The 24,979-nt window shown below is 63.8% G+C and carries 20 protein-coding genes and 1 pseudogene; 13 read left to right on the forward strand and 8 right to left on the reverse strand.

Features of this window, described 5'->3' with window-relative positions; translation table 11 throughout:
- Window positions 1-6: 6 nt before the first annotated feature.
- Window positions 7-2,571: a UDP-forming cellulose synthase catalytic subunit gene (bcsA, locus tag MFF55_RS15415; RefSeq protein WP_238244991.1), complete on the reverse strand. Its 2,565-nt coding sequence runs from the start codon at window positions 2,569-2,571 to the stop codon at window positions 7-9.
- Window positions 2,572-2,663: 92 nt separating this feature from the next.
- The gene (gene bcsS, locus MFF55_RS15420; RefSeq protein ID WP_238244992.1) at window positions 2,664-3,407 is read right to left on the reverse strand and encodes a cellulose biosynthesis protein BcsS; all 744 of its coding nucleotides are present in this window, start codon (window positions 3,405-3,407) and stop codon (window positions 2,664-2,666) included.
- A 230-nt stretch (window positions 3,408-3,637) separates the two neighbouring features.
- Between bcsS and MFF55_RS15425 the strand changes: the two genes are divergently transcribed.
- The 6 genes from MFF55_RS15425 to MFF55_RS15450 all read left to right on the forward strand — a co-directional run bounded on the left by MFF55_RS15425 (window position 3,638) and on the right by MFF55_RS15450 (window position 6,815).
- Window positions 3,638-4,285, forward strand: a complete 648-nt coding sequence (locus tag MFF55_RS15425) for an NAD-dependent epimerase/dehydratase family protein (protein WP_238244993.1) — start codon at window positions 3,638-3,640, stop codon at window positions 4,283-4,285.
- 120 nt (window positions 4,286-4,405) lie between these two features.
- Window positions 4,406-5,113, forward strand: a complete 708-nt coding sequence (locus MFF55_RS15430) for a DUF3108 domain-containing protein (protein ID WP_238244994.1) — start codon at window positions 4,406-4,408, stop codon at window positions 5,111-5,113.
- Window positions 5,114-5,280: 167 nt separating this feature from the next.
- Window positions 5,281-5,583 carry a nuclear transport factor 2 family protein gene (locus MFF55_RS15435; RefSeq protein WP_283206751.1) on the forward strand — a complete coding sequence of 101 codons (303 nt, stop codon included), beginning with the start codon at window positions 5,281-5,283 and terminating at the stop codon, window positions 5,581-5,583.
- 241 nt (window positions 5,584-5,824) lie between these two features.
- Window positions 5,825-6,271: a tautomerase family protein gene (locus MFF55_RS15440; protein ID WP_238244996.1), complete on the forward strand. Its 447-nt coding sequence runs from the start codon at window positions 5,825-5,827 to the stop codon at window positions 6,269-6,271.
- Window positions 6,272-6,381: 110 nt separating this feature from the next.
- A complete protein-coding gene (locus MFF55_RS15445) occupies window positions 6,382-6,552 on the forward strand; it encodes a hypothetical protein (protein WP_238244997.1) in 171 nt (56 codons plus the stop codon).
- A gap of 59 nt (window positions 6,553-6,611) precedes the next feature.
- Window positions 6,612-6,815 carry a hypothetical protein gene (locus tag MFF55_RS15450; RefSeq protein ID WP_238244998.1) on the forward strand — a complete coding sequence of 68 codons (204 nt, stop codon included), beginning with the start codon at window positions 6,612-6,614 and terminating at the stop codon, window positions 6,813-6,815.
- Between the two features lie 1,118 nt (window positions 6,816-7,933).
- On the opposite strand, the gene MFF55_RS15455 is transcribed toward MFF55_RS15450, so the two are convergent.
- The 3 genes and pseudogenes from MFF55_RS15455 to MFF55_RS15465 all read right to left on the reverse strand — a co-directional run bounded on the left by MFF55_RS15455 (window position 7,934) and on the right by MFF55_RS15465 (window position 11,230).
- Window positions 7,934-8,203, reverse strand: coding sequence for a hypothetical protein (locus MFF55_RS15455; protein ID WP_238244999.1), 270 nt, complete (start codon window positions 8,201-8,203; stop codon window positions 7,934-7,936).
- A 201-nt stretch (window positions 8,204-8,404) separates the two neighbouring features.
- Window positions 8,405-9,280, reverse strand: a pseudogene (locus MFF55_RS15460) (helix-turn-helix domain-containing protein); the annotation flags it as partial.
- A gap of 882 nt (window positions 9,281-10,162) precedes the next feature.
- Window positions 10,163-11,230, reverse strand: a complete 1,068-nt coding sequence (locus MFF55_RS15465) for a class I SAM-dependent methyltransferase (protein ID WP_238245000.1) — start codon at window positions 11,228-11,230, stop codon at window positions 10,163-10,165.
- 394 nt (window positions 11,231-11,624) lie between these two features.
- Here MFF55_RS15465 and MFF55_RS15470 point away from each other — a divergent pair, with 394 nt between their 5' ends.
- Window positions 11,625-13,607: a putative bifunctional diguanylate cyclase/phosphodiesterase gene (locus MFF55_RS15470; RefSeq protein ID WP_238245001.1), complete on the forward strand. Its 1,983-nt coding sequence runs from the start codon at window positions 11,625-11,627 to the stop codon at window positions 13,605-13,607.
- 281 nt (window positions 13,608-13,888) lie between these two features.
- On the opposite strand, the gene MFF55_RS15475 is transcribed toward MFF55_RS15470, so the two are convergent.
- Window positions 13,889-15,214 (reverse strand): hypothetical protein, encoded by a 1,326-nt coding sequence (locus tag MFF55_RS15475; RefSeq protein ID WP_238245002.1) that lies wholly within the window; start codon window positions 15,212-15,214, stop codon window positions 13,889-13,891.
- Window positions 15,215-15,561: 347 nt separating this feature from the next.
- On the opposite strand from MFF55_RS15475, the gene MFF55_RS15480 reads away from it, so the two are divergent.
- The gene (locus MFF55_RS15480; RefSeq protein WP_238245003.1) at window positions 15,562-15,912 is read left to right on the forward strand and encodes a hypothetical protein; all 351 of its coding nucleotides are present in this window, start codon (window positions 15,562-15,564) and stop codon (window positions 15,910-15,912) included.
- A gap of 275 nt (window positions 15,913-16,187) precedes the next feature.
- Here MFF55_RS15480 and MFF55_RS15485 read toward each other — a convergent pair whose 3' ends face one another.
- Window positions 16,188-18,890, reverse strand: a complete 2,703-nt coding sequence (locus tag MFF55_RS15485) for a PAS domain S-box protein (RefSeq protein ID WP_238245004.1) — start codon at window positions 18,888-18,890, stop codon at window positions 16,188-16,190.
- On the opposite strand from MFF55_RS15485, the gene MFF55_RS27335 reads away from it, so the two are divergent.
- Window positions 18,870-19,751, forward strand: coding sequence for a hypothetical protein (locus tag MFF55_RS27335; protein ID WP_238245005.1), 882 nt, complete (start codon window positions 18,870-18,872; stop codon window positions 19,749-19,751). The two genes, MFF55_RS15485 and MFF55_RS27335, sit on opposite strands and share 21 nt — an antisense overlap.
- A gap of 811 nt (window positions 19,752-20,562) precedes the next feature.
- On the opposite strand, the gene MFF55_RS15495 is transcribed toward MFF55_RS27335, so the two are convergent.
- Window positions 20,563-20,976, reverse strand: coding sequence for a response regulator (locus tag MFF55_RS15495; RefSeq protein ID WP_238245006.1), 414 nt, complete (start codon window positions 20,974-20,976; stop codon window positions 20,563-20,565).
- Window positions 20,977-21,080: 104 nt separating this feature from the next.
- Between MFF55_RS15495 and MFF55_RS15500 the strand changes: the two genes are divergently transcribed.
- The 4 genes from MFF55_RS15500 to MFF55_RS26835 all read left to right on the forward strand — a co-directional run bounded on the left by MFF55_RS15500 (window position 21,081) and on the right by MFF55_RS26835 (window position 24,276).
- Window positions 21,081-21,224, forward strand: coding sequence for a hypothetical protein (locus MFF55_RS15500; RefSeq protein ID WP_238245007.1), 144 nt, complete (start codon window positions 21,081-21,083; stop codon window positions 21,222-21,224).
- A 95-nt stretch (window positions 21,225-21,319) separates the two neighbouring features.
- The gene (locus tag MFF55_RS15505; protein WP_238245008.1) at window positions 21,320-22,513 is read left to right on the forward strand and encodes a sensor histidine kinase; all 1,194 of its coding nucleotides are present in this window, start codon (window positions 21,320-21,322) and stop codon (window positions 22,511-22,513) included.
- A 1,181-nt stretch (window positions 22,514-23,694) separates the two neighbouring features.
- Window positions 23,695-24,135 (forward strand): PilZ domain-containing protein, encoded by a 441-nt coding sequence (locus MFF55_RS15510; protein ID WP_238245009.1) that lies wholly within the window; start codon window positions 23,695-23,697, stop codon window positions 24,133-24,135.
- A gap of 12 nt (window positions 24,136-24,147) precedes the next feature.
- Window positions 24,148-24,276, forward strand: coding sequence for a hypothetical protein (locus MFF55_RS26835; RefSeq protein ID WP_283206748.1), 129 nt, complete (start codon window positions 24,148-24,150; stop codon window positions 24,274-24,276).
- Window positions 24,277-24,979 lie beyond the last annotated feature (703 nt).

Genomic DNA, 24,979 nt, shown 5'->3' on the forward strand with positions numbered 1-24,979 from the left:
CGAGCCTCACGCTGCCTGGCGGGTTTGAGCGCTGGAAGGAAGCGGACGGGAGGTCTCGGACCTGTCTGCGAAGGGTCGCTCCGTCTCGTCGAGCTTGTACAGCCATTCCATCCACTTGGCGGGATCGAAATCGGTGCTGGTCGATGCCTCGGGCGCAGCTTCCGAAGTTTCCGCGACGACGCTCCCGCCCAACTCTTGACGCCCGAGCGCGGCAACGACTTCGCGCCAAACGTCGGCCGCGAGAGCGGGGGCTTCGAAGAAGGGTTGCGGCGGCGAAGCTGCAGCGGCGACGAGCTGTCGGGACGGGACGCCCTGATCGACTACCTGGACATCCAGAAGCGTCGACTGAGACGTGTCGTTCGCCACACGTTCCGCGAGCGGTTGCACGACAGCTGCCTTCGCCTCGGCAATCGCGCGAGCTCCAGTCTCCGCCGACGCGATGGATGTTGGCCGTCTCGCAAGAGCGTAACGCATCGCTCGGATCGGCTCGGTCAAGCCCCAGGTGAGAAATCGCAGACTTCCGGCGACCAGGCCAGGCGACCGACGACGACCGGCAAGAAAGGTTTCTAACGCGGTGGCGTCGGCGTACATGAGGTCGGCGAGGGCACGGAAGTCGCGATCGGCAAGGCTCGCGAACGTCACGATCCGCGTGTCGACGCCCGCCGTCCCGGAGACGTGAAAGGCGAGGGCGTCCAAGGACGACCTCGACGGAATGGACGTACCGACGAGGCGGCCGTCTCCGCCTGTCGGCCAGACGCTTCCGTCGCTCCGCCGAAGCGTGCAGCCGCTGACGGAGATGCTCTCGATGGCGACGGCGAACCGGTCGCCGTTCAGTTCGACCGTGCCTTCGCGCGCAACCCGCAGACTTGGCCAGCGGTCGGGCTGTCGGCGCTCGGCGACGACACCGAGTGCGGCTCCCGCGACCACGAGATTGAAAAGGCACCAGAGGCCGACGACGATCATCAGGCCCGTGACCCCGGGTTCGTAGAGATACCGCCAGGCTGCGGTAGCGACGCCGAGTGCCAGCACTGCGAAGATGACGAAAAACGGAAGGGCCAGGCTCGAAAGGTGGTTTTGATCGAGTGTCCTCCCCTTGGCCGTAACGGTGAAGCTCGGCTTGCGGGGAGCTACGATAACCGAAGCGATCGAGCGGGCGAGATAGACACCTTGCACGTACTCGTAAAGTTCAGAGACCCAGGGCCAGCGTACGTGTCCATAAAGATAGTTCTGAAGCATCAAGTTGCCGGCGACATACATCGCCGTGAATGCAAGCGCTTCATCGATGGAAGACACGAATATCTTTACGTCGAAGAAGATGTGCAACAGGGGGGCCAGCATGAAGACCAGGCGAGGAAGCGGAAACAACCAGAACAGCATGCTCGACAAGTAGCCGAGGCGTTGGATTGGCCTCAGCCCCGGCTTCATTAGCGGGTTTTTCAGGATGAGGATCTGGAACATGCCCTGGCACCAGCGCGCCCGCTGGCCGATGAAGTCGGCAAAGTTCTCCGGTTGCAAGCCTGCGATCAACGGCGTGTCGACATACGCACTCGTCCACCCCCGCGCATGAAGCTCGAGCGCGGTCTCGCAGTCTTCGGTGATCGTGATCCCAGAGAAGCCGCCGACTTCATCGAGCGCCACGCGTCGTAGAAGCGCGGCGGACCCGCAGAAGAACGACCCGTTCCACTTGTCGAGCCCACGTTGTGTGACTGAGTAGAACATCTCGTTTTCGGAGGGCATGCGCTCGAAGGTGCGCAGGTTTCGCTCGATCGGATCCGGGTTGAGGAAGACGTGCGGCGTCTGAACCAGGAACAGCTTGGGATCGGCGGCGAAATGCCCGATGGTCTCGCGCAGGAAACTCCGGAAGGGCGCATGGTCGGCATCGAGAACGACGACGATCTCACCGTCCGACGAGTTCAGACCGCTGTTCAGGTTGCCGGCCTTGGCGTGCTCGTTACGCGCGCGGGTCAAGTAGCGGGCGCCCAGGTCCGCGCAGAGCGCCTGCAAGCGTGCTCGGCGCGCCCTCGCGCCTGCGGCCCGGTCCGGATCGGCATCGGCGCATTTCTGGTCCGTGCCGCCGTCGTCGAGGAGCCAGACGGTGAAACGATCGCGTGGGTAGTCGAGGTTGCATGCGGCGGCGACTGTGGTAGCGAGAATCTCGGCATCTTCGTTGTAGGTCGGGATGAAGATGTCGACGCTCGGGAGGTCCTCCTCATCAACCGCCGAGAGCTTCGGGCGCACGAGCGGGTCGGCGTTTATCGTCAAGCTCACCGCCAGGATCACCACACAGTAAAGTTCGGCCGCGAGCAGGAGGAGCCCAAGGCCGAAGCTGACAGAATCCTCGGCGGAGGGCAGCGTTTCTGAAATCCGCCAGTAGACGTAGCGGAGCACGACAAGGCTTCCGAGCGCGATGAAGCCCATGCGCGCGACGCCCCTACGCGGCGCTACGAGCCACAGCGCGGCCATGCCGGCGAGGGCACTAAGGCTGAGAATGAGCTGCGCCTGGACGCTGACCGGATGAGTCAGGAAAGCCAGCGCGAGCGCACCGGATGATCCCCACGCCGTCCAACGCAAACCTACAATCGCCCGAGAGCGGATCTTGGCGGATTCGCACCGCGGCGATGCGGTTTGCGGTGCCGATAGGACGGAGGCTGACGTCGCAGGCATTAGAAGCCTGCTCGCATGTCGACGGTCGTATAGAAGCCGGCTTTGTTGGCCTGATCGTGCAGATAGCCCGCGGCAAGACCGAACTGAACGGCGCCCACCTGCATTCCGGAGAGGTGGGCGCCGACGCGCCACTGCCGGTAGAAGTCATCGCCGAGCAGAGCGAATTCGGGGCCGACATAGCCACCGGCAAACGTAGCCATCCCGGCCCGGACGCGACCGAAATAGGCGTTGAACGTGGTGGCGTAGGAGCCCGTCGCATGGATCATGGTTCGGGCGCTCGGGCGAGCATAAAGGTCGAGCGCCGCCTTAGCGCCAACCTCCGTTCCGGCGGGAGTCGCGATCAAGTCCAGCCCCGACACGGCGTTGTGGCGGACATTCAGTCCGACGAAAGCGGAAAGGACCGCGTCCGGCCAGACCCAGGCATAGCCCGCCATGGCCGCAACCTCGGCTTGTTGTCCGATCGTCGCGCGTCCCGCGACGGTCGGGGACCGATAGGAGCCGATCAGGCCATCGAACCGCAACCGCGGACCACTGTGGGTAAGCGTACCGACCGGAGCGGCCGTCAGCGTCGCGCCTGCGAACTGGGATCCTTGCGAACTGAGCGTGGTCGAAGCGTCGACGGCGACGATCCAATCATCGCTGCGCTCGGACGGCTCGGCGCCCCGATACCAATCAGCGGCGTGGGCGGACGCGCCGTAAAGCACGGCAAATGCCGCCGTGAGCCATAGCAAACTCTGTTGCATGTCGATACGCCACGAAACCTGCAGAACGACTGCAACGTTTGTCGGGGGCGGTTAAGGAAAGCCTCTTGGAAGCGCTCGGATGCACCACGCTGAAGACCTAAGCCGAAAGACATAGGTCGTCTAAAATCGTTCTTCGGCGGATATCGACGGTGCGTTTTCCGGCTCCAACCTGCAAATCCTTGGGGTCGTTCTTGTCCCAGCCGTATGCAGTGCCGCTCCTAACGCGCGCCTTGGCTCCTTACGCCTCGTCCAAGGCGGAGGCCGAGCGCGTGCTGCTCACGGCGAACGGCTCCCGGCCCGGTTTCGAGACGCTCGCGCTGCGTCCGCCCCTCATCTGGGGCGCAGGCATGCCCACGCTCGACCACATGGTCGAGCGCGTGCGGGCCGGCCGCTGGCAGTGGGTCGGCGGCGGCGGACAGGCCATGTCGACCTGCCACGTCGACAACCTCTGCCACGCGCTGCTGCTGGCCGCGGATCGAGGCCGAGGCGGCGAAGCCTACTTCGTCTCGGACGGCGAGAACGGTACGCTCAAGAGCGTGATATCCGACCTCCTCGGGACCCGGGGGGTCGTGCCGGAGGACCGGGCGGCGCCGTTTGCCGTCGCCTGGGCGATGGCGGGCGTCTTGGGCGTGGTCTGGGGTGCGCTGCGCCTCAAAGGCGAGCCCCCGCTCACGCGCCAGATGCTGCGCCTCATCGGCAAGCCGTTCACGGTCCGCAGCGACAAGGCGGGGGCTGAACTAGGCTATCGTCCTCGCATTACCTGGGTCGAGGGGATCTCGGCGATGCGGCATGTCTCACCCGACGCAACGGTCTCGGCGAGCGCCTTGGTCACTGGCAGCCAAACAGGCCCGTCGCACCTCGCGCCCAAGATCTCGTGACGGCTGTGCGCGACCGCACCTTCGCCGCTGCGAGTTCGAGCGCCTGATGCTTGGACCCATGGTCAGGAGATGACGATGTTCGCCTCAGCCGCCGTCCGAAGCCTGCTCGTTTTAGGAGGAATGGCCTTCGTTGCCGCCGCGCAGCCGGCGGCCGGACAGACCATCGACGCTTCTTATGGCGCTAGGCTTGCTGGGGTCTCCGTCGGGCAGGGCAGGATCAGTGGCGCCGTGACCGCCTCGTCTTACCGTGTCAGCATCTCGGGCCGCTACTCCCTGCTCGGCTTCGGCGGCACCTTCGAGGCCGGGGCCAACGGCGCGGTGGCGGGCGGCTCGCGTGTGGTGCCCGAGAGCTATCGCACGACGGGCTCCGGCCGACGGACACGAACCACGATGGTGACGTTTCAGGGCGGCAACGCTGTCGACGCGCGCATCGAGCCGGCGCTCGATGCCGAGGAGAAGGAGGGCCGTGTGCCGCTCGACGACAGTCACCGCCGTGACGTGGTCGATCCTCTAAGCGGCCTCGTCGCCCAGGTGCTGCGCGCTTCGCTCGGCGACGATCCCTGCGCGGGACTGGCACGCGTGTTCTCAGGCATCACCCGCTTCGACGTGAGTCTTGCCCCTGCGGTGAGCAAACCCGACGGTGAGCGCACCTGCCAGGCAACCTACCGACCCATCGCCGGTCATCGTGCCGACGGCTCGGTCGCGGCCGCCGGTCGGGCGATCACCGTAGCCTACCCGGTAGCAAGAAGAGCGGGCGAGGCACGGCTGCCGAGCCGCATCGAAGTTCCGCTCGCCGTCGGTACGCTGGTGATCGAGCGGGTGCTATAAGGGTCCAGTGGCGGCTGCGTGACGGCGCCCTGCGTGGTGGCGGTGCAGGGGGGGCCTGTCGTCACCCGAGGTGATCAAGGTCAGCGGCACGGCGGGCGAGCATCGCGCGGTCATGGGAGGCACTCAGGGAAAGCGAAGCCGCCTGGGAGCTGGAGAAGCGCTTCTGGCTGGAGGGTCCCTCGGTCTACGACGACCTGCTCGATCCAGCGTGCCTCATGGCGTTTCCCGGCATGGGAGTGATGCGCGCGACCGACATCCTCGCCAGCCTCAGGGAGGCGCCTCGCTGGACGTCAGTGGTAATGAGCAACCGGGCGCTGGCCCGGCCTCGCCGGGACGTGCTCGTGCTGGGCTACACGGCGGAGGGTCACCGGGACGGCTCGGAGCCCTACCGCTGCCACTGCACGTCGACCTACGTGGAGGACGGCGGACACTGGAAGCTGGTACAGCATCAGCAGACCATGGCGGCTTGAGACCCGGCATCCGTTCCGACCCAGCCGCGGAAGGCCGCCTTGTCGTCCTCGAAAGTGGACCTCCGCAGGTTGCGAACCGCAGCCGCAAGCCGATCCCCTAACCAGCCTGAACCTGAACAGGTCAGGCCGGTTCAGGAAGGCCACCGGCCCAATCCGAGCGGATGCCACACCAGGGTTCGACAAGGCACCCGACATCGCGTCAGATTGGCGGAGAACCGATCCCGGGTCCTCGGAGGCGTTCATGCCGACCTACACCTGCCAGGCTGCACCCGCCCTACTCACGTCCTCGCGCAGGACGGCCCTCGCGCGCGCGATCACGATGGCCCACGCGGAGGTCACGGGCGCACCGGCCTACTTCGCCCAGGTGATCTTCCAGGAGGTTGCCGATGGCTCGCACTTCATCGGCGGCGCGCCGCTCACGGACGACCACCTCTTCGTCTACGGCCGCATACGTGCGGGGCGCCCTGCCCAGATGCGGCGTGCCCTGATCGAGCGCCTCGTGGCAGACGTCGCCGCCGCTGCCGCCGTTCCTCCCTTCTCGGTGTGGGTCTACCTCCTGGAGCTGCCCGCGAGTGCCATGGCCGAGTTCGGGCGTGTCCTGCCGGAACCCGGGGATGAGGCGGCTTGGGCGGCCTCCTTCCCTGAGGACGAGCGCGAACGCATGACCAGCCTCGCTCAAGGGACCTGAGCATTCGTCCGACGATCGTCGTTCTCGAAGGTTCCGCAATGGTGGACGAACCCATCGACCCTCCCCACAACGATAGGGAGAGCCTGTCCCGTGAGTGGGCCGATGCGGCCGTGACTGCGTGCCATAACCTCGGCTTCGACAAGCCGCCGTCCCGCCTCAGCCCGGAGCACTGGCAGCAGGTTCTGGCGAGTGTCGCGGCCCGGATGCGGATGCGCGGGGTCTCGCCTCCGACGGGGTGGGAGAGCGCCCTCGCGCGGCAGGTCGGGCGCGATGTCGAGTGATCCTCTCCCTGCGTCGATGGGCGACGGCCGCCCCTTGTCTGCTGTCGCGAGCATCATCCTTGGAGAAGGCTGACGACGTGAACGCACGCGACCGACGCCTTGCATGGATCGGAGTGACGGGCGGTCTCGTCGGCATCCTCGTCATGAACGTTGCCCCGCTCGACGCGCTGCTTCCCGTGAACCGCGCACTCTTCGCTATGGTCTGTATCTTGCTGGCGATCTGGGTCGTCTTGGCCATAATCCCTGACGGCGACGGATCATGACGAATATCGTGGCCACACGTCTAGGAGCGATACGCGCTTCAGCAGAGTAACCGTCTCAGAAAAGTGAGGCCCGGCGCTCGCCCCGCATGGCAAAATGCAAGCCTGGCGCGCCAGTGAAGCGGTCAGGCTCGTAGGTGGCAAACTGGGTGGCCTCGCTGCCCATGATCGGGGGATGCAAGACAGCGAGGCCGTGCCGTTCACCTGCGGTGCTCAGCGCCTGCAATCTGCGGGCCGGCCTCGGTTCTCGCAATCACGTACACTAACCCATCATGGAAAAAGCCTGTTGCGGTGCGTGCCGGGCGAGCAAATTGCGTAGGTGTCGGAGCCCGCGTCAGTGTGTTCAGGGCGAACCGTCGAACGGGAGGCACAGGGCGAGCATGACGACGGCAAGGGACGAGGACGGCATCGCCTCATGATCCAGGGCAATCCTGCGACAGCGTCGAGCCGTGCATCAGCCACAAGGGTCGACACCGAATGAGCCGCGGCATGTGCCCCACAGAGCGCGCGGCGCATGAGGTCGTTGGGGAGTTCGCTGCCGTTGCGGTATTCCTCCGGATCGGGTCCGGGGTCGCCGGGTATGGGAGAGACGTTCGGCGCGGTCAGGTTCGTGGGCCCCCTTGCCTCGTTCGAAGCCATCGCAGGGTCGAGATTGCCACGCAGACTAGCTTGCGCCAGGGCCCCACGTTGATCTCAGCGTAACGGCCCTAGCCCACCAGGCTGGTAGGTTTGATCCGCCCCTCCTGACGCCACTACGATACCTGCGGGCGCTTCACGTTACGGAGGCGCGCGAACTTGAATTTAGACGCTATGTGCTGGTGCGAGGCCGTTGGCTGGTACTATTGCTGTCAAGGGCGAACTTTCGCGAATTGCGTCGAGGCGAACAGTACCGCCCTTGGTCGATGATCATGGGAAGTGCTATGTCGTAGCTGCCGAGCGAAAGTCTCTGCTCCGGGTGGATCGCTTGTTTCTGTTCGCTGTTTCGGCGAGTCCTCGGACCTGCAGAGAGCCAAAAATCGGGAGCAACTCTGCCTGCAATGGGGCGTATTGCCCAGGCATGAGCGGTGGTATACCAGTTGCTGCTGGGGAACTGGACAACGGCGGCTGAGCGTGACGCACCTTCAGTGGCCACGTGCCAAGTCGGGATTGATCGTGATGGTAATTTCGTCTCCGTTGCGAACACCGATGGCAATGGCTTCTAGAAGGCTCGCAGTCCCTTCCCGCCCCATGCCCTTCATCATCTCCTCAACGGCCACCATGAGCATGCCGGTGACGGCCGGCTGGGCGCCGGCATCTTTAGTGGCCTCGGCGAGCGCTTCACGCCAGGACGCAGCAATCGCGCTGCCGACCATCGCTTGCAGCCCCTCAATCGTCGGGATGTCGTCGGCCATGGCAGTTCTCCAATGCTGTTCGGGTATCCCGATCTAGGGCAGCGTAGCTCGCCGGCACTTCGCGCATGTCGAGTGGGGCAAGTGCCCCGGGGCGCGTCAACTGCATCGGCGAGCGCAACACCGTTCGCTTCCGCTCGCGTCAGGCGGGCCTTCAGCTCCGCGTCGCGAACTCCGGGCGAGACATGTGCGACAGTCGTGAGGCATGTAGCGCGAGAAGTCATCGAGCACCGTCGACAGGTAGTACCAGCCCCAGCCGTCGAACTTCAGGTAGGTGAAGTCCGTCTGCCAGAGCTGGTTGGGTGCGGTAGTCTTGTTGCGGAACTCGTCGGCGGCTTTGACGACGATGTAGGCCGGGCTGGTGATCAGGTCCTGAGCCTTGAGTAGGCGATAGACGGTCGCTTTCGAGACGAAGTATCGTCGCTCGTCGGTGAAGCGCACCGCCAACTCGCGCGGGCTGAGCTCCGGCTGTTCCAGGGCGCGGGCGACGATCTGCCCGCGGACCTCATTCGGCAGACGGTTCCAGACCCGGCCGGGTCGGGACGGACGATTCGCCAGGGCCTCGGGGCCGCCGCGCTGATAGGCGTCGTACCACCGGTAGAACGTCGCCCGGGTGACGCCGAGCTTCTCCAGGGTGGCGCGCACCGGCAGGTGGGATTGCTCGACCAGCCGAATGATCTCCAGCTTCTCGGGGGCCGGGTACCTCATGCCTCGTCGCCCCCCAGCCCCGCTCATGCTTTTTTTGAGCAGGCGGTTCTCCAGCACGAGATCGGCCACGACCTCCTTCAGCGCGCCCGCCTCGCGGCGCAGATCCTTGACCTCGTCGGCGGTCGCGGCGCGGGTTGTGTCGCCGGCCAGCCGCTTCTTGCCGGCTTCCAGGAACTCCTTGGACCAGCCGTAGTACATCGAGCTGGCGATGCCCTCGCGCCGGCACAGTTCGGCGATGCTGTCCTCGCTGCGCCGGCCTTCTCGCACGATGCGGATCGTCTTCTCAGACGAGAACTGCCGACGTGTGGCCCGGCGGATATTCTTGATCACCGCTCCTGCCGGCTTCCGTGCCGGCCCGGATATCTGTTTCATCTTCGCTCCTGAGGGCTACGATGAACCAGCCATCCTCCGTTCGTGAAGACCCTCAATCTGTCTCAGGTGTGCTGACGGCGGACAATGCATTGGCAAAACCGCCTTAGACACGAGCGGGACGGGGCATCTAGGAGGTATCCCGTCTGTCCCGCTCACTCCCTGACAAGGCGTTCCAAAACAACTCGTCAAGGCGCCTCGGGACCGCGGCATCGCGGCTGCCCAGTTCAACAGAATTTGGAAAGAGATTAGCGACGGCAAGCGAAACGCTGCTGTAAAGGCAGCTGGTTACCAGGTTCTTTTTATAACTAACAAGAACATCGTCAACCGATAGAGAAAAATGGACCAGTCCGTTAGCGTTGTGGCGCTCTCCTGACACCGGCTGCCGTCATGTCCAGGGTGGATGACATCGCGGACACGCTACTTCAAGCCAAGCCCGACACTACGTCGTGATGGCTCTGGATGGCAGCCTTAAGGTCAAGCCGTAGCCCCTGCTGTCCTCAAAACTGATCATAGCTTCTGGCGTGATCGCCTTCTTAATCTGCGCAGGCGTAGCTTTGGCGGCCGGACTTCCACAAGAAGCGGAGACTTTGTACAGGCTGGCCAATCTTGTGTGGACGGACAGGTTCAAGTCTCGCAGGTTGGGATGGCGGCACGTGGTTGTTTGACACGAAAGCCGAGACAATCTTGGCCTTAGCTTTGCTGAATAACTTCTGCTTCTGTCCGCTCAGCCATCGCGCACCTTACCTGCTGGCTGATCGGCATCGTCTAACAAATGGTGATCCGGGATCAACGGCGTGACGTTGACCTCCGTGCGACGGATTCGGCATTTAACTGCCGGACCGTGCAGGGCAAGCGCCTTGCGCTGGGCATGCAGCAGGTCCTCTACGCACGCTCGACTTCGAGGTACCCGATGACCCCCGAGGCATCTTCCGTGTAGGCGATCTTCCGGACCTCTGCCGGTACGAGTTCCCTCGCGAAATCCTCCACTTCCTGCCGCGTCCTGTAAAGAAGATACCAATCCATGAAGACTTCCATGTAGGCCTCCTCACGGACGCCCCATAGGAAGTTAGGGATCAGGAGGCGCCCACCCTCGTTTAGGTGGTCGAAGAGGACACGGGTGAGGCGTGCCGCAACCTTTTCTTCGAGGTAGTCATACAAGCCAGCGGCGTACACCAAATCGAACCGTCCAAGATCCGTCTTGCCGGCCAGGATGCTCCGAACATTGACTTGTTTCGTTTCGACGGCCGCTGAGATCGATGTGCTGTACTTGTCGACGGTCGCGAGGCTCAAAGGATCCTGATCGATCGCCAACAGGCGACCGACACGCCCCTTCCTGAGCGCCATGCTCAACTCTGCTTCACGAAGATGGCCGCTGGCCACAGCCAGGATGGACGGCGCCTCGCGGCGGTCGGCGGCCTCGTCAATCTTCGCCGCCAGGATCGAGCGCCGGGCACGAACGGCCTCGCAGGCCGTCACGTCGACGGTCAAGGTCATTACCGTGCGCCCAGCGTCCGTTGCGGCCTCCCGCGCAGCCGTCGCTGCCGGGTGCCGGTAGACGAAGTCCAGAAGCCCTGCATCACCCGGGTAGCCCCGCGGCTTCGTGAACGAGTGGCGGGTGAAAGGACATTCGTGCACCAGTCCTGCAACGGCGTGTCCGCGGGCTGCCGGAAGGACCGCCTCTCGCCAAGTCTTGTCGCTGAACGTGTCCTTCAACAAACCTAGCAAGTCGATAACGGCATCCGTTACCTTCGTGTAATCTTGCGCCGTCCCAAGCTCGAGGATCGCGTCGAAGGCACGACCGACATCATCGGCCACGACAGGGTGCAGCGCTTCTGACACCGTTGCGGCGAAACGCTTTCCGGCTGCATCCGGGTAGGCGTATTCCCGGAGCGACGCGAACGCATTCAGGCGATTGTGCGCACCATTCAGTGACGCTGCCCCCGCTGCCATTTCAGTTTCCTTGAGCCGGCGGAGGCACGCCCTCCCGCAACAAGCTTTACCTTAACGAATGGTTAAGCTTTGTCCAGGGACGGGCTTGGCAGCCCGTCGTTTCGAGCCGGCTTCGTCTCAAGGCAGCTGGTGGGAGACCATGCACATCATTCGGAGTTGCCGCGCCGGCGGGCGTTCCAGTACGACCATCGGCTTAAGCGCTCCCTTGTCGCTTGATCTGAGCGGCCGCTCGCCACAGGCAGCTTCGGCCGGCCGGGACATCCGGAGTGACGCTTCGGCGGCATCCAAGGCCGACCGACGATCCGCCGGCCGCGGATGCGTGACCCGCGTTCTCTTGGGTTAGGAGTTTGGACAGCCTTTGCGGGTAGTCGTGGCGCAACAACCGAGAGCCGCGATGAGTACAGCAACAGTAGATCTGCTCGATCTGGAACTGGGCAAACGCTGGTTCGAGCGGCGTTCGCCTCCATTACATGCAGCATTCAAGGCGCATCACTCGCAGGCCGTGCGGGCCGAGATCGCAAGCGCATGCACCCTCGTGGGCCTCTTGTACGTCGCCTTCGGTGCGATGGACGCCCTCTTGATCCGGGACATGCTGCCCTACGTTCTCACGCTGCGCTTGTGCATCGGCGTGGTTTACGTGGGTGGAATCCGCTTGCAGGCTCGGCATGGGGTCGACGCACGCATCCTTGAACTGCAGTGTTCCCTCGGAATATATCTTGGCTTCGCGGCGTGGCTTTGTCTTGCAGCGCAAAGCAGCGATACGGAAAACATCCTGTATTACGCGGGATACGGCCTCATATTTATGCTGGTAGCCAATCTATTTTTCAACTTTCGGTTCGAAGTTGCCCTACTGTCATCGGGCCTCATAACACTCACTTTTCTGGTTTGGGCCTTTACATTTACTGATGATCAAGATTACTTTGTGTGCTTCGCATCCCTATACATACTTAGTTTCGTTCTAACAGCTTTTCTGAACTTCAAGCACAATCGAGAGCGCTATCGCGTGCACTTGAACGCTCGCAGGGCAGACCTGCGTCAGCGCGAGGCGGTCCTTCGTGGGGAAGAACTCTTTCGGTTATCAACGACAGACGCGCTGACCGGCTTGGCGAACCGGCGCGCGCTTGATGATGTCCTGCAGGAACTCTGGCACGGGTATGTGACGACACATCATGCGTTCGGCGTGATCTTGATCGACGTGGATTTCTTCAAGCTGTACAACGATCGCTACGGCCATCAGCAGGGAGACCAATGCCTGGCCGCAGTCAGTCAGGCGATGCGGTGCATCGCGGAGCCTCATGGCTACGCCCTTGGCCGCTTCGGCGGCGAGGAGTTCGCCGTGATGTTCCAAGCGGACTCCGCGCGACAGGTCGTCATTTTCGCGGAGGAGGTCCGGCGAACGGTCGAGGCGTTGCGGATCCCGCATTCGGCGAGGCGCGATCAGTTCTCCATGGTCACGGTCAGCGTAGGAGCAGCGTTCTCGGCGGATGTCGCAGGTGAGAAGCCCGAGCGGACGATCACGGCGGCTGACCTTGCGCTCTACGTCGCCAAGGAGGAGAGAAACCGCATCCACCTGTATGACCAGCGGATGCATGCTGCCGATGCCAACGACGATGTAACGGCAGAGTTGCTTCGGTCGGCCGTCAAGGAGGGCTTGGTCTCCGTGGTGTTTCAGCCGATCGTTGACGTGAGATCGGGTCGCATCTGGGCCGCGGAGGCGCTCATGCGTCTGAAGGATCGGCATGGTCGAGCGATATCGCCCGACAGGTTCATACCGCTGGCCGAACGCACCGGGGCCATCCATGAACTGGGCGAGTGGATCCTGCGCGAGGCCTGCGACCTCCTCGCGAACGAGCCCTCGCTGCCGGTCGTCAGCGTGAACGTGTCTGCGAAGCAGATCTGTGATGCCGGCTTCGCTGATGCCGTCGAGGCGATCGTGCGCGCCGCGAAGATTGAGCCGGCGCGGCTGGCTCTCGAGATCACGGAGGGTGGACAGATCAGCGGCAACCCCGAGGTTTCCAGGTTAATGGGTAGGCTGTCCGCGATTGGCATCCGCGTGTGGCTCGATGATTTCGGGACGGGGTTCGCGGGTTTGACCTGCCTAAGTGAACTACGATTTGATATGGTCAAGATTGATCGGTTTTTCGTACAGAACTGCAACACGTTACGCGGTGCAAAGCTGTTAAAGAACATCGTAGATCTCGTCGGCAGTTGTGCGCAGAGCACCATCGTTGAAGGGGTCGAGGAGGCTGAGCAAATCGAGCTCGTCACGTCCTTTGGGGTGGAACTGTTCCAGGGGTATCACCTGGGTCGTCCGATGCTGAAGCAGGAACTCGTGAGTAGGCTGCAGGGCGAGGCCGAGGCGGCATCGGCCGCCTGATCCTCTTGCCTCGTGTTCGTTGATCGCCAGCGGATCCAGGCTGTGGGGCGCGACCAACATCTTAAGCCGGAAGGTGCGGGCACCGAACCGAGCCTCGAGCTGGTCGAGGACTTGCCTCTGCGCACGCCAGTCGGCCTGCCGGATCGTGTCGCCGAAGGGGGACTCGTCCGGCCGGGTCACGCCGGGTGGGTCCGGCGGGAGCCGTGTGGTCCGACGGGCATCCTCGCAACCGCCCACGGCCAACAGCATCGCCGCCAGCAACAGGGAGCTTACGGCCACCCTCATCGCTTGGCGCGATCCTGCTTGAGGTAGTTGCCGCCGTTGATGACGAGCAGGCGGTCCGAGCCATGCTCAGGAGCGAACAGGCTGAGGCGCTCGCTGCGGCCGTCATCGCCCAAGAGGGTGAGCGCATGCCCCATCACCTCGTAACGGCCCTCCTCGAGGAGACGCTTGTTGCTGCCCGCTAGTCCGGTTGTGCCGGTGCCGGTGTCGGTGGACGAGGAGAAGCCCACGCCGCCGGTGCGGCGGAAGCGTCCGTCGCGCGAGAAGGAGAGGGTGCGCTCGACCGCGATGCTGCCGGATGAGAAGGCACCCGACCCGCTCTGGGCGAAGAGGTAACGCCAGGTGCCCTCGAACGGGCTGCCCTCCGGCAGCGGCGCGATGCGCCGGTACTCCGCCTCGCCGATGACGAGGTCCTCGCCCTTGCGCGTGAGCGGCTTCTCCTCGCGCGAGAGCATGCCGAAGCGGTTCTCCACCTCGGTGAGCTCGATGCGCTCGGCTCCGCGCATCCAGCGACCGGACAGCCGATAGGTGCCGCAGTCGGTCGGGGTCGCGCGACAATGCTCGGCGAGGGTGAGGCCATCCTTCGGGATCTCGCGGCTGTAGAGGCCGGAGGGCGCAAACATCATGATCTCGTTCTCGGCGTAGAAGTCCGTGCCGCCGAACGGATTGGGTCGGATGCCGGTGCTGAGGTGCGTGTAGGTGCCGTCCAGACCACCACCGTCCTTCGGCGGCTGCAGGGCGAAGGGACGGTCGTCCGGACCGGGCCGCAGGGAGCGCACCACCGCCTCGAACTCGGCCTCCACGGGCTTGGCATCGTCACTCGACAGCTGCAGCGTGGTCAGCGAGAGGAAATGATGCGCCCTCGGGCTGCCGACGCCGACGAAGACGCCATCGGCGCGCACCTCGTTCGGCTGCCCTTCGTTGGCGCGTCCGCAGCAACGCCGCTCGAAGGCGAAGGCATGCCCGTTCACCGTCACGCCCGTGCCCTTGGTGATCGGCTTCTGACGGGCGAGGGCCTTGAGGCCTGCGACGTAGCCCTGGAACGCGGTCGGGAAGGGGGTGTTGGGCGCCGTCGGCTTGGTGATCTGGATGAGCGCCGCGCCGGGCCGGCGCCTGCCCTGTGCTGGATCAGACGGTAGTGTCTTCTGCAGGATGACGCCGTCGCTGAGATCCTTGCGCGTCCAGCCCTCCGCGGAGCCTGGGAGAAGGAGCGTCATGCCGTAGATCGTCGTTGCCTCGGTGGCATGCACCCGATCTTCAGGAAGGACGAACCCGAGGACGAGCGTGGCCGCGACGGCGGCGCACATGGACCAACGCTGACCCATGCCTCGATGACCTCTCCCGTTCGAGTGTACTGAGCCGGTGATTGCCAAGGTGCGTGCCCAGTACTCCCTCATTTTTTACCTGCAAACTTCCGACCCTGTGTGACCGGCGTCGCCCAGGCAGCACGACATTGCCAACCTTGTTGCCTTCGGCAGGTCGCCGGACCGGACGTGTCCGACTGAGGCGCTGCAACCCCGGCTTGGCGGTCTGCTGGCGCTACCACGCGTCCGGGGTCATTAAGCGATTTTCGCCGACAAAACGGCGTCTGTCTCTCCCACGTGAACGCGGGGCACCTTGGCAGCGACATCTCTGCCCTCTAGGCAGCCCCGATCACGTGGGAGAGCATGGCATGATCATCTGGTCTGGCTGGGGCGCGCTGACCGCGCTGATTGCAGGCGCAGCCCTTTTCGGCAGCATCTTGCTCGATCCCGCCCTTGCGCGACTAGGGGTGCCTACACCAACGGGCGTCGTTCTCGTCTGGGTGGCTGCGGCCGTTCTGAACTGGATCCTCGGTACCCGTCTGAACAACCGGCCAGGACGCGAACTCGTCGATCCTCGCACCGGGCAGGTTGTCGTTCTGCGCCCTCGGCACACCCTGTTCTGGATCCCGATGCAGTACTACTCCGTGCTGCTCCTGCTGATAGGAGCGCTCGCCGTACTCGGCTCGCTCGGTGGCGGCGTGTCACGAACCCGGGTCTAGGGTGTGATGCGGCGCGCCGACCAACCCAGAGTTCTCAGCCTGCAGGACGCAATTGACGTGCACGTTCGAGAGTCCGAGCGCATCGGCGAGATCGAAGGCCGCTCGTGAGCCGGGCTCATCCCACAGCTGGCGCCACGACCATGGACAGCATCAGGCATGGCCTGAGTTGCCTGCGCATGCCGTATGCTCTGGAAGCCTCGACGCTACGCTCCGGCGCATCGAGTAAGGTGAGAGCGTCGGCATCAGTGTCCTCGACGAGATCCTCGTCGAGGAGCTTACATCATCGACCTGTTGTTTGCGGAACGGGTTTCTTGAGAATGCCTGCTGTCCGGACTCGTAGACAGCCACTTGTTCAATGCCGTGAATAGTACGTCTCGCTTGAACGGTTTGCCGACATGGTCGTCCATCCCGGCCGCCAGGAACTGACGGACTTGCTCCGGCAGAACGTTGGCCGTCATGGCGATAATCGGTAGCCGTGTTCCTGGTCGCTCGTTTCCACGGATGAGCCGCGTTGCAGCAAGGCCATCCATACCCGGCATCTGCACGTCCATCAGCACGAGGTCGTAGCGCTTCGCCTGAACCGCCTCGACCGCGCTCGCGCCGTCGCCGATGACATCGACCCTGTAGCCGCCGGACTCCAGGACCAAGCGCGCAAGTTCCTGATTGATCTCGACATCCTCAACGAGGAGCAGATCCCTCCCTTCGCTGGCGCGGTCGATTGCCTTGGCGCCAGGAATGTGAAGCTCCGCGACCAGCCTCGTCCGCGGTAGGACCACCGTGAACCAGAACGTCGAGCCGCAGCCCTCGTCCGAGAATACCCCGATCTCGCCGCCCATCAACTCGACCAGGCTCCGGCAGATCGCCAGCCCGAGGCCCGTGCCCCCGAAGCTGCGGTTGATCGCGCTGTCCGCCTGGCTGAACCGCTGGAACAGACGGGCCTGCTTGTCCTTCGGAATGCCGATGCCTGTGTCGCTGACGGAGAACCGGAGGCGCTCGCCCTGATACAGGCTGGCCTCGTGACGTACGCTCAGCGCGATGTAGCCCTCGTGGGTGAACTTGATCGCGTTGTTGAGAAGGTTCAGCAGGATCTGGCGCAGCCGGGCCTCATCGCCGAGATACGCCGACGGCAGCCTCGCATCGATCTTCACCTCGATGTCGAGCGGTTTGTTGCGGATCGAGCCGCGGCCGATCGAGACGCAGTTGTCGACGAGCGCGGCCAGGGCGAATGGCCTCTGCTCCAGCTCAATTGCGCCGGACTCGACCTTGGCGAAGTCGAGGATGTCGTCGACGATGGTCAGGAGCGCCGCGCCCGCCGACTGCACCAATTTCGCATGGCGGCGAACGTCGCCCGGCAGGTCCGCCTCTCGATCGATGATGAGGCCGGTGAAGCCGATGACAGCATTGAGCGGCGTGCGGATCTCGTGGCTCATCGAGGCGAGGAAGTCGGTCTTGGCCTGGCTCGCCTGGTCGGCGCGCGCCTTCGCGAGCTCGGCCACCTCCTTGGCATTGCGCAGTTCGTCGGCATGCCTCTGGCGCTCCGACACGTCGCGGATGGCCGTGATGATGCGAACGTCGCCCTCAGTCTGCACGTACTGGAAGGCGGCCTCGGCCCAGATGTAGGCGCCGTCCTTGCGCTTGAGCCGGTAGATGACCGATCCAGTCGATCGTTCGGCGTTCAGGCCGCGCGTCGTGGCGAACACCGTCGCGACGTCGTCCGGGTGGATCCACTCGCGCATGGAGATCGCGTGCGCCTCCTCCACCGTATAGCCGAGCATCGCCGTCACGGCCGGCGAGATGTAGGAGCGTTCGCCGTTGGGACGGCCCAGCACGATGAGGTCCGAGCCGTGGTCGGCGAGCAGGCGGTAGCGGGCCTCGCTTTCCTTGGCCGCGCGCTCTGCGATCCGCAGGTGCGTGATGTCGCGGGCGCTGGCGAAGATGCGACTGATCCGACCGTCAACACCACCCTCGCGCAGCGGCACGTGGATCAGTTCCCAGGTCTGACCATCCTGAGCGCTCGACGCCCCGTGCTCGTAGCGCATCGGCTTGCCGGCAGCGAGCGTCCGCTCCAGGTCGGCGCGTGCCCTCGCGGCGGCGGCGGCGGGCAGCACCGCCTCCAGCGTCCGCCCACAAACGCCATCGGCTGCCACACCGATCGCCTCCGCCGCGCGCGGATTGAGGTCTTCCAGCGTGAACGAACCGTCCAGCCCGACCTGATGCACAAACAGCAGGTCGGTCGCATGATCGAACAGCCCGCGAAACAGCGTCTCGGCCTCGCGCGCCGCATCCTCGGCGCGCGTCAGGTGCGTGATGTCCGTGAAGGTCTGGAGTACGCCCCCGTCGTCGAGCGGCACCGTCCGGATCTCGAGGACGTGGCCGTCGGCGCTGCGGCGTTGGCAGCGGACGTCGCTGGAGCGGCGGTCGTCATCCAGGTGCCACGCCGACTTGGCCTCGCAGATCAGGGTACCCCAACGGCGCGCTTGCCGCTGATGCTCCCGGACGAGGCGGTAGCTCGGCCCCGACGCCATCAGGTCGTTCGGCAGTTCGAGGAGCTCGCTAGCCCGCCGATTGGATACCGCAACGTGCCCATGAGCATCGACCAGGATCAGGCCCTGGTCCATGTTGGCGAGCGTCGCCTCAAGAAGCGTGGTCTTGCGGCGAAGGTCCATCTCGACGGCATGCAGACGCGTGACGTCGCGCGCGATCGCCACCAGCCGCTCCGGAGCGCCGTCCACGCCGCGGATGGCGGTGATCAGCACGTCGACGTGCAGCACGTTGCCCTTGCCGGTCAGGATCGGCGCCGTGAACCGCGCCGGCACGCCGGAACGAGCGAGCTCGACCATCTCCGCGGCGAGGCCACGCGTCTCCTCGGGCCACATCTCGACGAACGACTTGCCGATGACTGCATCGACGTCGTCGACCTCCATGAGGCACTGACCGTTGCGGCTGATGAACTCAAGGTGGCCCGACAGGTCGAGCACCTTGATGCAGTCGCCCGAGCCGTCGATGACGCCGCGCAGGAAGGTCTCGCTGTCCCGCAGCGCCCGACCCGCCTCGACCAGCGGCTCGACGAAGATTTTGCGTCCGGCAAGCCAGATCGCGCCGGCGAGCAGCGCGCTGATCGCCAGGAACAGAAGGCCCGAGCGGAGGATGGCCGCGTCGATCGGTGCCAGGACGGCGCCGCGGTCGAGGCTGACCATGAGCCGCGCCCCGGTCTCGGGAAGGCGCAGGTAGCCGAAGATGCGCTCAACGCCGCCGATCCCGCGTCCCTGGTACACGCCGGAATCGTGGGTCAGCGATTCACGCACGGCGTCGACTTGCGTCAGATCTTTGCCGACGATCTCGGGAAGAGCCGGGAAGCGCGACAGACCCCTTCCCTTGTCGTCGACGAGGAGGATGGTAGCCCCGTTGTCGCGGCCAAGGTTGGCCGCCAGCTGGTCGAACCAGCCGAGGTCGAGATTGACCATCAGCACCGGCGGCGCTGTCATTCCGACTGCTGTCGTCAGCGGCAGCGCCGCGGCGATCGTGGGCTGCTTCCGCACCAAGGAGACGTAGAAGTCGCTGAGTGTGAACGCAGCGCTCGTCAGCGTCTTGCGGTACCAGTCGCGTTCGGCGACATCGAGCCCGATGGCCCTGGACACAGTCGAGCAGGAGATGCGTCCGGCTGCGTCGACGAGGAAGAAGCCGGACGCCCAAGGGCGGCTGGCCAGGACCGTGTCGAGGAACTGGCTGCATGCCTCAGGAGAGCCATCGACGACCGCCGGCACACGCGCCAGGAGATCCAGTGTGTTGCGGGCGTCACTGATGGCATCCTGGTAGCGTTCGGCGCCGATGCGCGTTGAGAGCTGCACGCCTTCGATCGCCTCCGCGATCAGGCGCTCGCGTTGATGCAGCAGGTCGTAGACTTGGAAGGCGGCGAGCGGTCCAAGGGCTGCCAGCACGAGAAGGACGAGCCGGGCTCGCAAGCCGATATGTCGGCGACGGGGAGCATGGACCGACATGGTTCTGGGTCGCCAAAACGAGGACGCGATGGCATGCCGCGGCGCATGCGCGGCGCTGCCAACCGTGAGCAAACAGCAATTGTCTTAAAACAGTTGACCACCAGCGTCAGATGCGGCGGCAATCGCGATGCTTTGCAAGACCCCTGCATACGTGACGGGTCACACCATCGGACGACGCGCGTTCGATCATGCTCAACAAGGTCTCATGAGGCGCGGTGTTCGCCGGCGTCCTCGTGGCACTTGTCATCCAGCTGCGCCCGAACATGCTCGGGATCGGCATCGGTGCGGCGAGCAGGTGTGGCGGCGGACGCGCGGCCGGGCCGTCAAACGCTTAGGGGCGAGGCAGCACAAAGACGGTGGTCGCCAGGAGTCGGACGATCGCATCTGCGCCGAGAACTCTGTCTCAGTCGCAGAGTGTGATCAATGGGGATCGTTGAGAATATGGCCAAGTTTTAGCCCCATTCTGAACTGTAGCCTGCGTTCCGTTTGATTGGGGGGCCGTCCGATGACGATACTTGATCCCGTAACCGGCAAGCTCGTAACAATTGCGGTGCCACAACCCCGCCCGCGCTGATCCATGGTCATGCTCCGGGTGTTCAAGCGACCACGACGGGGCCTACACCCTTCCGCAGCTATAGAAACGACCTCGTATTCACCCCTTGGCAGGCAGCAGCCGAAGCAGGCGGTCGCGCAACGCGTCAGCCGTGAAGGGCTTGAGCAGGAAGTCGTCCGATCCTGCCCTCTTTGACGCCATCGCAACCTGATGCTCGCGGCTTGCCGTGACGAGCACGACACAGATTGCGGCAAGCTCCGGTGTGCTTCGGATCGCACGAACCACCTGCAATCCGCTCTCGTTCTCAAGCTTCTCGTCAACGATCACGAGATCGAACCGGCCTGCCTGAAGCTCGCGCATCGCCTCGCGGCCGGTGTCGCACACGGTGATGTGCCTGAAGCCGATCCTTGCGCACACGGCGGCGATGATCTCACGCATGACGAAGAGATCATCCACGATGAGAACGTGGAGATCGGCGAAGTGCTTTGTCTCGGTGACCGAACCGTCTGACATGCTGACCAAGCTTTGCACAATCCAGTCGCTTTGCCCGAGATGGATGGTTCGAGCAACTGCTCGATCAGAAATCGGTAGGATCATCAAGAGCAAAACCAAGGCAGTTGGAGAGCGACGATGTCGCGACACTGGAAAACGCGGTCGCCGCCGCAAGGCTCATCGCCGAACGGCTGGAGCATCATCCCTTGTTACTGGTCGGGGCAGATGCCGTGCGTGACACGACTCATGCATTTCTGCACGACCTGTAGACCATCGATCCAGCTTCTGATCCCGGCGATACTGAGGCGTGAGGACGGAGTAGGCGCGGATGGTCACCTTCGTGCCGCCGCTGCGTTGACGACGCATGACGAAGTCCACGCAGGCCCTCGCCGAGGCACAAGCGATCACGGGCAAGCTGCGCCGCCACCAACGCATCCTCGTCGATCTCGGCCGGTTGGCTGCCCAGAAGCTCGACCTCGACGGCTTCCTCGCTCAAGCCATCGCGCAGGTGGCCCGCGCGGTGGAGATTGACCATGTCAAGGTGCTGCGCCATCGCGCCGAGCGCGCCGACCTTCTCATGGTGGCCGGCACGGGCTGGAAGCCGGGCGTGGTCGGCCACGCCCGCTTTCCCACCGATTTCGCCTCAGCGCCGGGGCGCGCTTATCAGACCGGCGAGCCGGTCACCGTGGATAATCTGGCGCACACCCCTGACCTGAAGCCAAGTCCGACGCTGACGGAGCACGGCATCGTGGCGTTGGCGAACGTGTCCGTCCCCGTCGATGGCACTTCCTGGGGCGTGCTGGAAGTGGACTCGACGGTCCCGCGGGACTTCAGCGCGGACACCGTGCAGTTCCTGACTGCCACCGCAAACCTGATCGGTGCCGTGGTCCACCGTGACCAGATCATGCGGGCCGAGGCCGAGCGGCTCGCCGCTGCGGCCGCCGAGACCAAGGCGCAGGCAGTGCTGCTCACCGAGATGCAGCACCGGGTCAAGAACAACCTCCAGATCATCCTCGCGATAGTCGCCATGCAGAAACGGCGGCTGCCGCAGGAGGCGGCTCAGCGCGCGCTCGACCACATCGCCAACCGGATCACTGCGATCTCGCTGGCCCATGACCAGCTCAACCCGGTTCAGAGCGCGGGCGGTGCACGCACCGTCAACCTCGCCAGCTACCTCGAAGCACTCTGCGCGGCCATTCAGCAGCAGCACGAGGGCACGGTCTCCATTGCCATCGAGGCGGACGACATCGACCTGCTCATCGACCGTGCCGTGCCGCTGGGATTGTGCGTCAACGAGTCGGTGGTAAACGCCGTCAAGCACGCCTTTGGGGCTGACGATACAAGTGGCCGGATCATGGTGCGGCTCACCGCTGGCATAGGTCGGGGCGAGGCGCGGTTGACGGTGGCCGACAACGGGCGGGGCATTGATCCCGAACGACCGAAAGGCTCGGGCACACGCCTCATCCAGTCGCTGGCCGCTCAGATCGGCGGCACGGTGGAGACCGCCAGCTCGGATGAGGGCACGACCACCACGGTCGAGTTCCCGGTCGTGACCTGAGGGGATATGGAGAACGTCAGTACTAGCTCCGGGTCACAGGATCTTCGCACGCAAGAGCTGCTACAGCTCGCGCCGCAAGGAGCGTCGACTGCGCGGTATCCTCCTGGCACCTAGGGCACGGTAGCGTCGCGAAGGCGCGTGCAGCAGAACATCGAAGTGGAGGTTTAGGGGCTTTCCTCCCAGCTGATTGGACCACTCAGGTCACGTCCTCCCCAACGATGAACTTCGGGTTGACCAGATCGCCGAGGTTAGAGTCGTTCGCCATGTTGAATAGGTAGGGCCGGCGAGGCTCAGCGGCCAAGCAGCCCGCCACCTGATCCGATCATAGTCCAGCGGTAGCCTGTCATCATATTGGAGGGCGGCGGTAAGGCTGGAGTGCGAGTAAGGAGGTCGCCTTGACCCTGGCATACCAGCCTGCAACAGTTCGACGTCATCCCAGGACGCTCTCAACAATCTGAGTCCCCCCGGTTCACGCCGTGATGGGTCTTTTTGCTACCGTCCTGCGGCCAGCGATTGAACATTTGGGTCCGCGGCAGCCTCAGCGCCTCAGAACCGTCGAGCTGGAGCCACCCGCCAAAATGAGCGTTGCCCGCCCATTCACACAGCGCTTGGTCCTCTCTTGCTCGGATATGCGTTCTGCGAGGCCGATGGGCTCCTTGTCGGATGGTCGCGAACCGATGTTTTTCGCCGGTCCGGTGCTTTCGCCCAGCTGCTTGGTCTCCTGCTGGGGTGTTCAGCTGGCACCATCGCTGTGAGCTGCGCGATCACCTAACCAGACGTCGTCCTGCGCTGTCGCTTTGATCTTAGCTCTTCATCGAAACATGCCAAGGCACAGCGCAATCTATTGAGCTAATGGTCGCTCCAGCCGGTGGGCTGTCACGATAGCATTGAATGAAATCGGTGCTAACCCAGCACCGAACCGGCTGTCATGACAATCAGGCACATTACGATGCTGGCGAGCCCAACCATCAGCGAGGAGCCAATGGTGGTGAAGAGGCGCCTCACCCCTTCAACAGCTGCGCGAGCATGGTCGCCGCGGCAGCAATAACCCATGTAAATCGAACGAGAAAATCTCTAAATAATGAAGAGAATATCTACTCATATTTTTACTATTCATTAAGTGTCTGCTTCGGATATTAGCTCGCAGATGGCACATTATTGCAACACTTCGGAGATGCGAGATGGCCGAGCGCCGGCGTGTACAAAGGCAGCCTTGTGACTTACCTGCACGTATCTTCGTGCCCGGCTCAAGCAAGCCTATCAAATGCAACATCACGGACATCTCAACACGCGGAAGCTTCGTGCGCACGAATGCCCATGACTTCATCCCTCCAAACTTTGATCTCGCCATCGGTCTGAGCAACCTACCGCGTGCTTGCCGCATCGCGCGCTATGAGGCTGATGGTCTGGGCGTCGAGTTTCTTGATCCCGTGCGTCGGGAAGTCGAAGAGATCCTCGTCGAATACGCGTTCAAGGAGGAACTGGTGTTTGAGGCGCTCAGCCCCTCTCTGACGGGTGACGCAACGATGACCAGGGTACGTCTTCGTCAAACGGTGGACGCCCTCATGGAGCTGATTGAGCGTCGCCATGCCATGAGTTGGCAGCACGCCGATGCGGCCTGAGCTGGAGAGTTGATGGCCTACACCCTTCATCGTCTTGCAGCCGGCAGCTACGACCTCGCCCTCGATGATGTCATGGTGGGTTCTGTCGTTCGGGAGGTTGGGCCAAGCGGGCACGGCAAAAACGGCACGGCGAGTTGCTGAATGACCTGCCGGCAGTGCTGAAGCAACCGCCCTTCACGCAAGCAGAACATCACTCTCCGACGCTTGACGCCGCGCTGGCAAGGCTCGGTGACGCCTCAGTGATAGAGGATAACTGAGGTGCTGCTGCTCCGAACCTTAGGTGTTCTGGGTCCGCGCGGCTCTCGCCATGCGGATGAGTTCGTTTGCAGTCAATTTATAGGCCGGTAGGTGCAACTCCGGCTCAGAGCCAACCACAAGACCTGGGCGACCATTGACCAAGCCGGTTGCGCGGATCGTCAGATCGCGACTTCGCCTGAGGCGACGCAGCCTAGCGGCCTTCCCTAAGGTCTGTTCGGTCATTGCGGCTCCTCAGGCAAATCATCTGGGCCGAAGTTAGCAAAGCGTGGCTGTGAGCGACATCCTCGAACTGGGGGGAGCACCGTCACGCGACATGGAACTGCGAAATCCGTCGCTGGGTCTGTCTCAGGTACGTTGAGCCTGCAGGGCCTCAAGCGCTGCTTGCAGCCGTGGCGTGAGACTATCATGCCAAACGGCTGGGAAGGCCTTCTCCAGCGCGATCGTGATGCCTCGCCCGCATGAACACCTTCGACTGCTCGGGGGCGGGGTCCAGATGAGAGAACGAATCTGCGCCATGGCTTCGCCTTCGATGACCGCTCCTGTCTGCTCAAACTGCGCGCTCACGAGCAGCCTGCCTCCCCGTTAG

Origin of the sequence: Methylobacterium iners (assembly GCF_022179305.1) — a bacterium.
GTDB classification, from domain to species: domain Bacteria; phylum Pseudomonadota; class Alphaproteobacteria; order Rhizobiales; family Beijerinckiaceae; genus Methylobacterium; species Methylobacterium iners.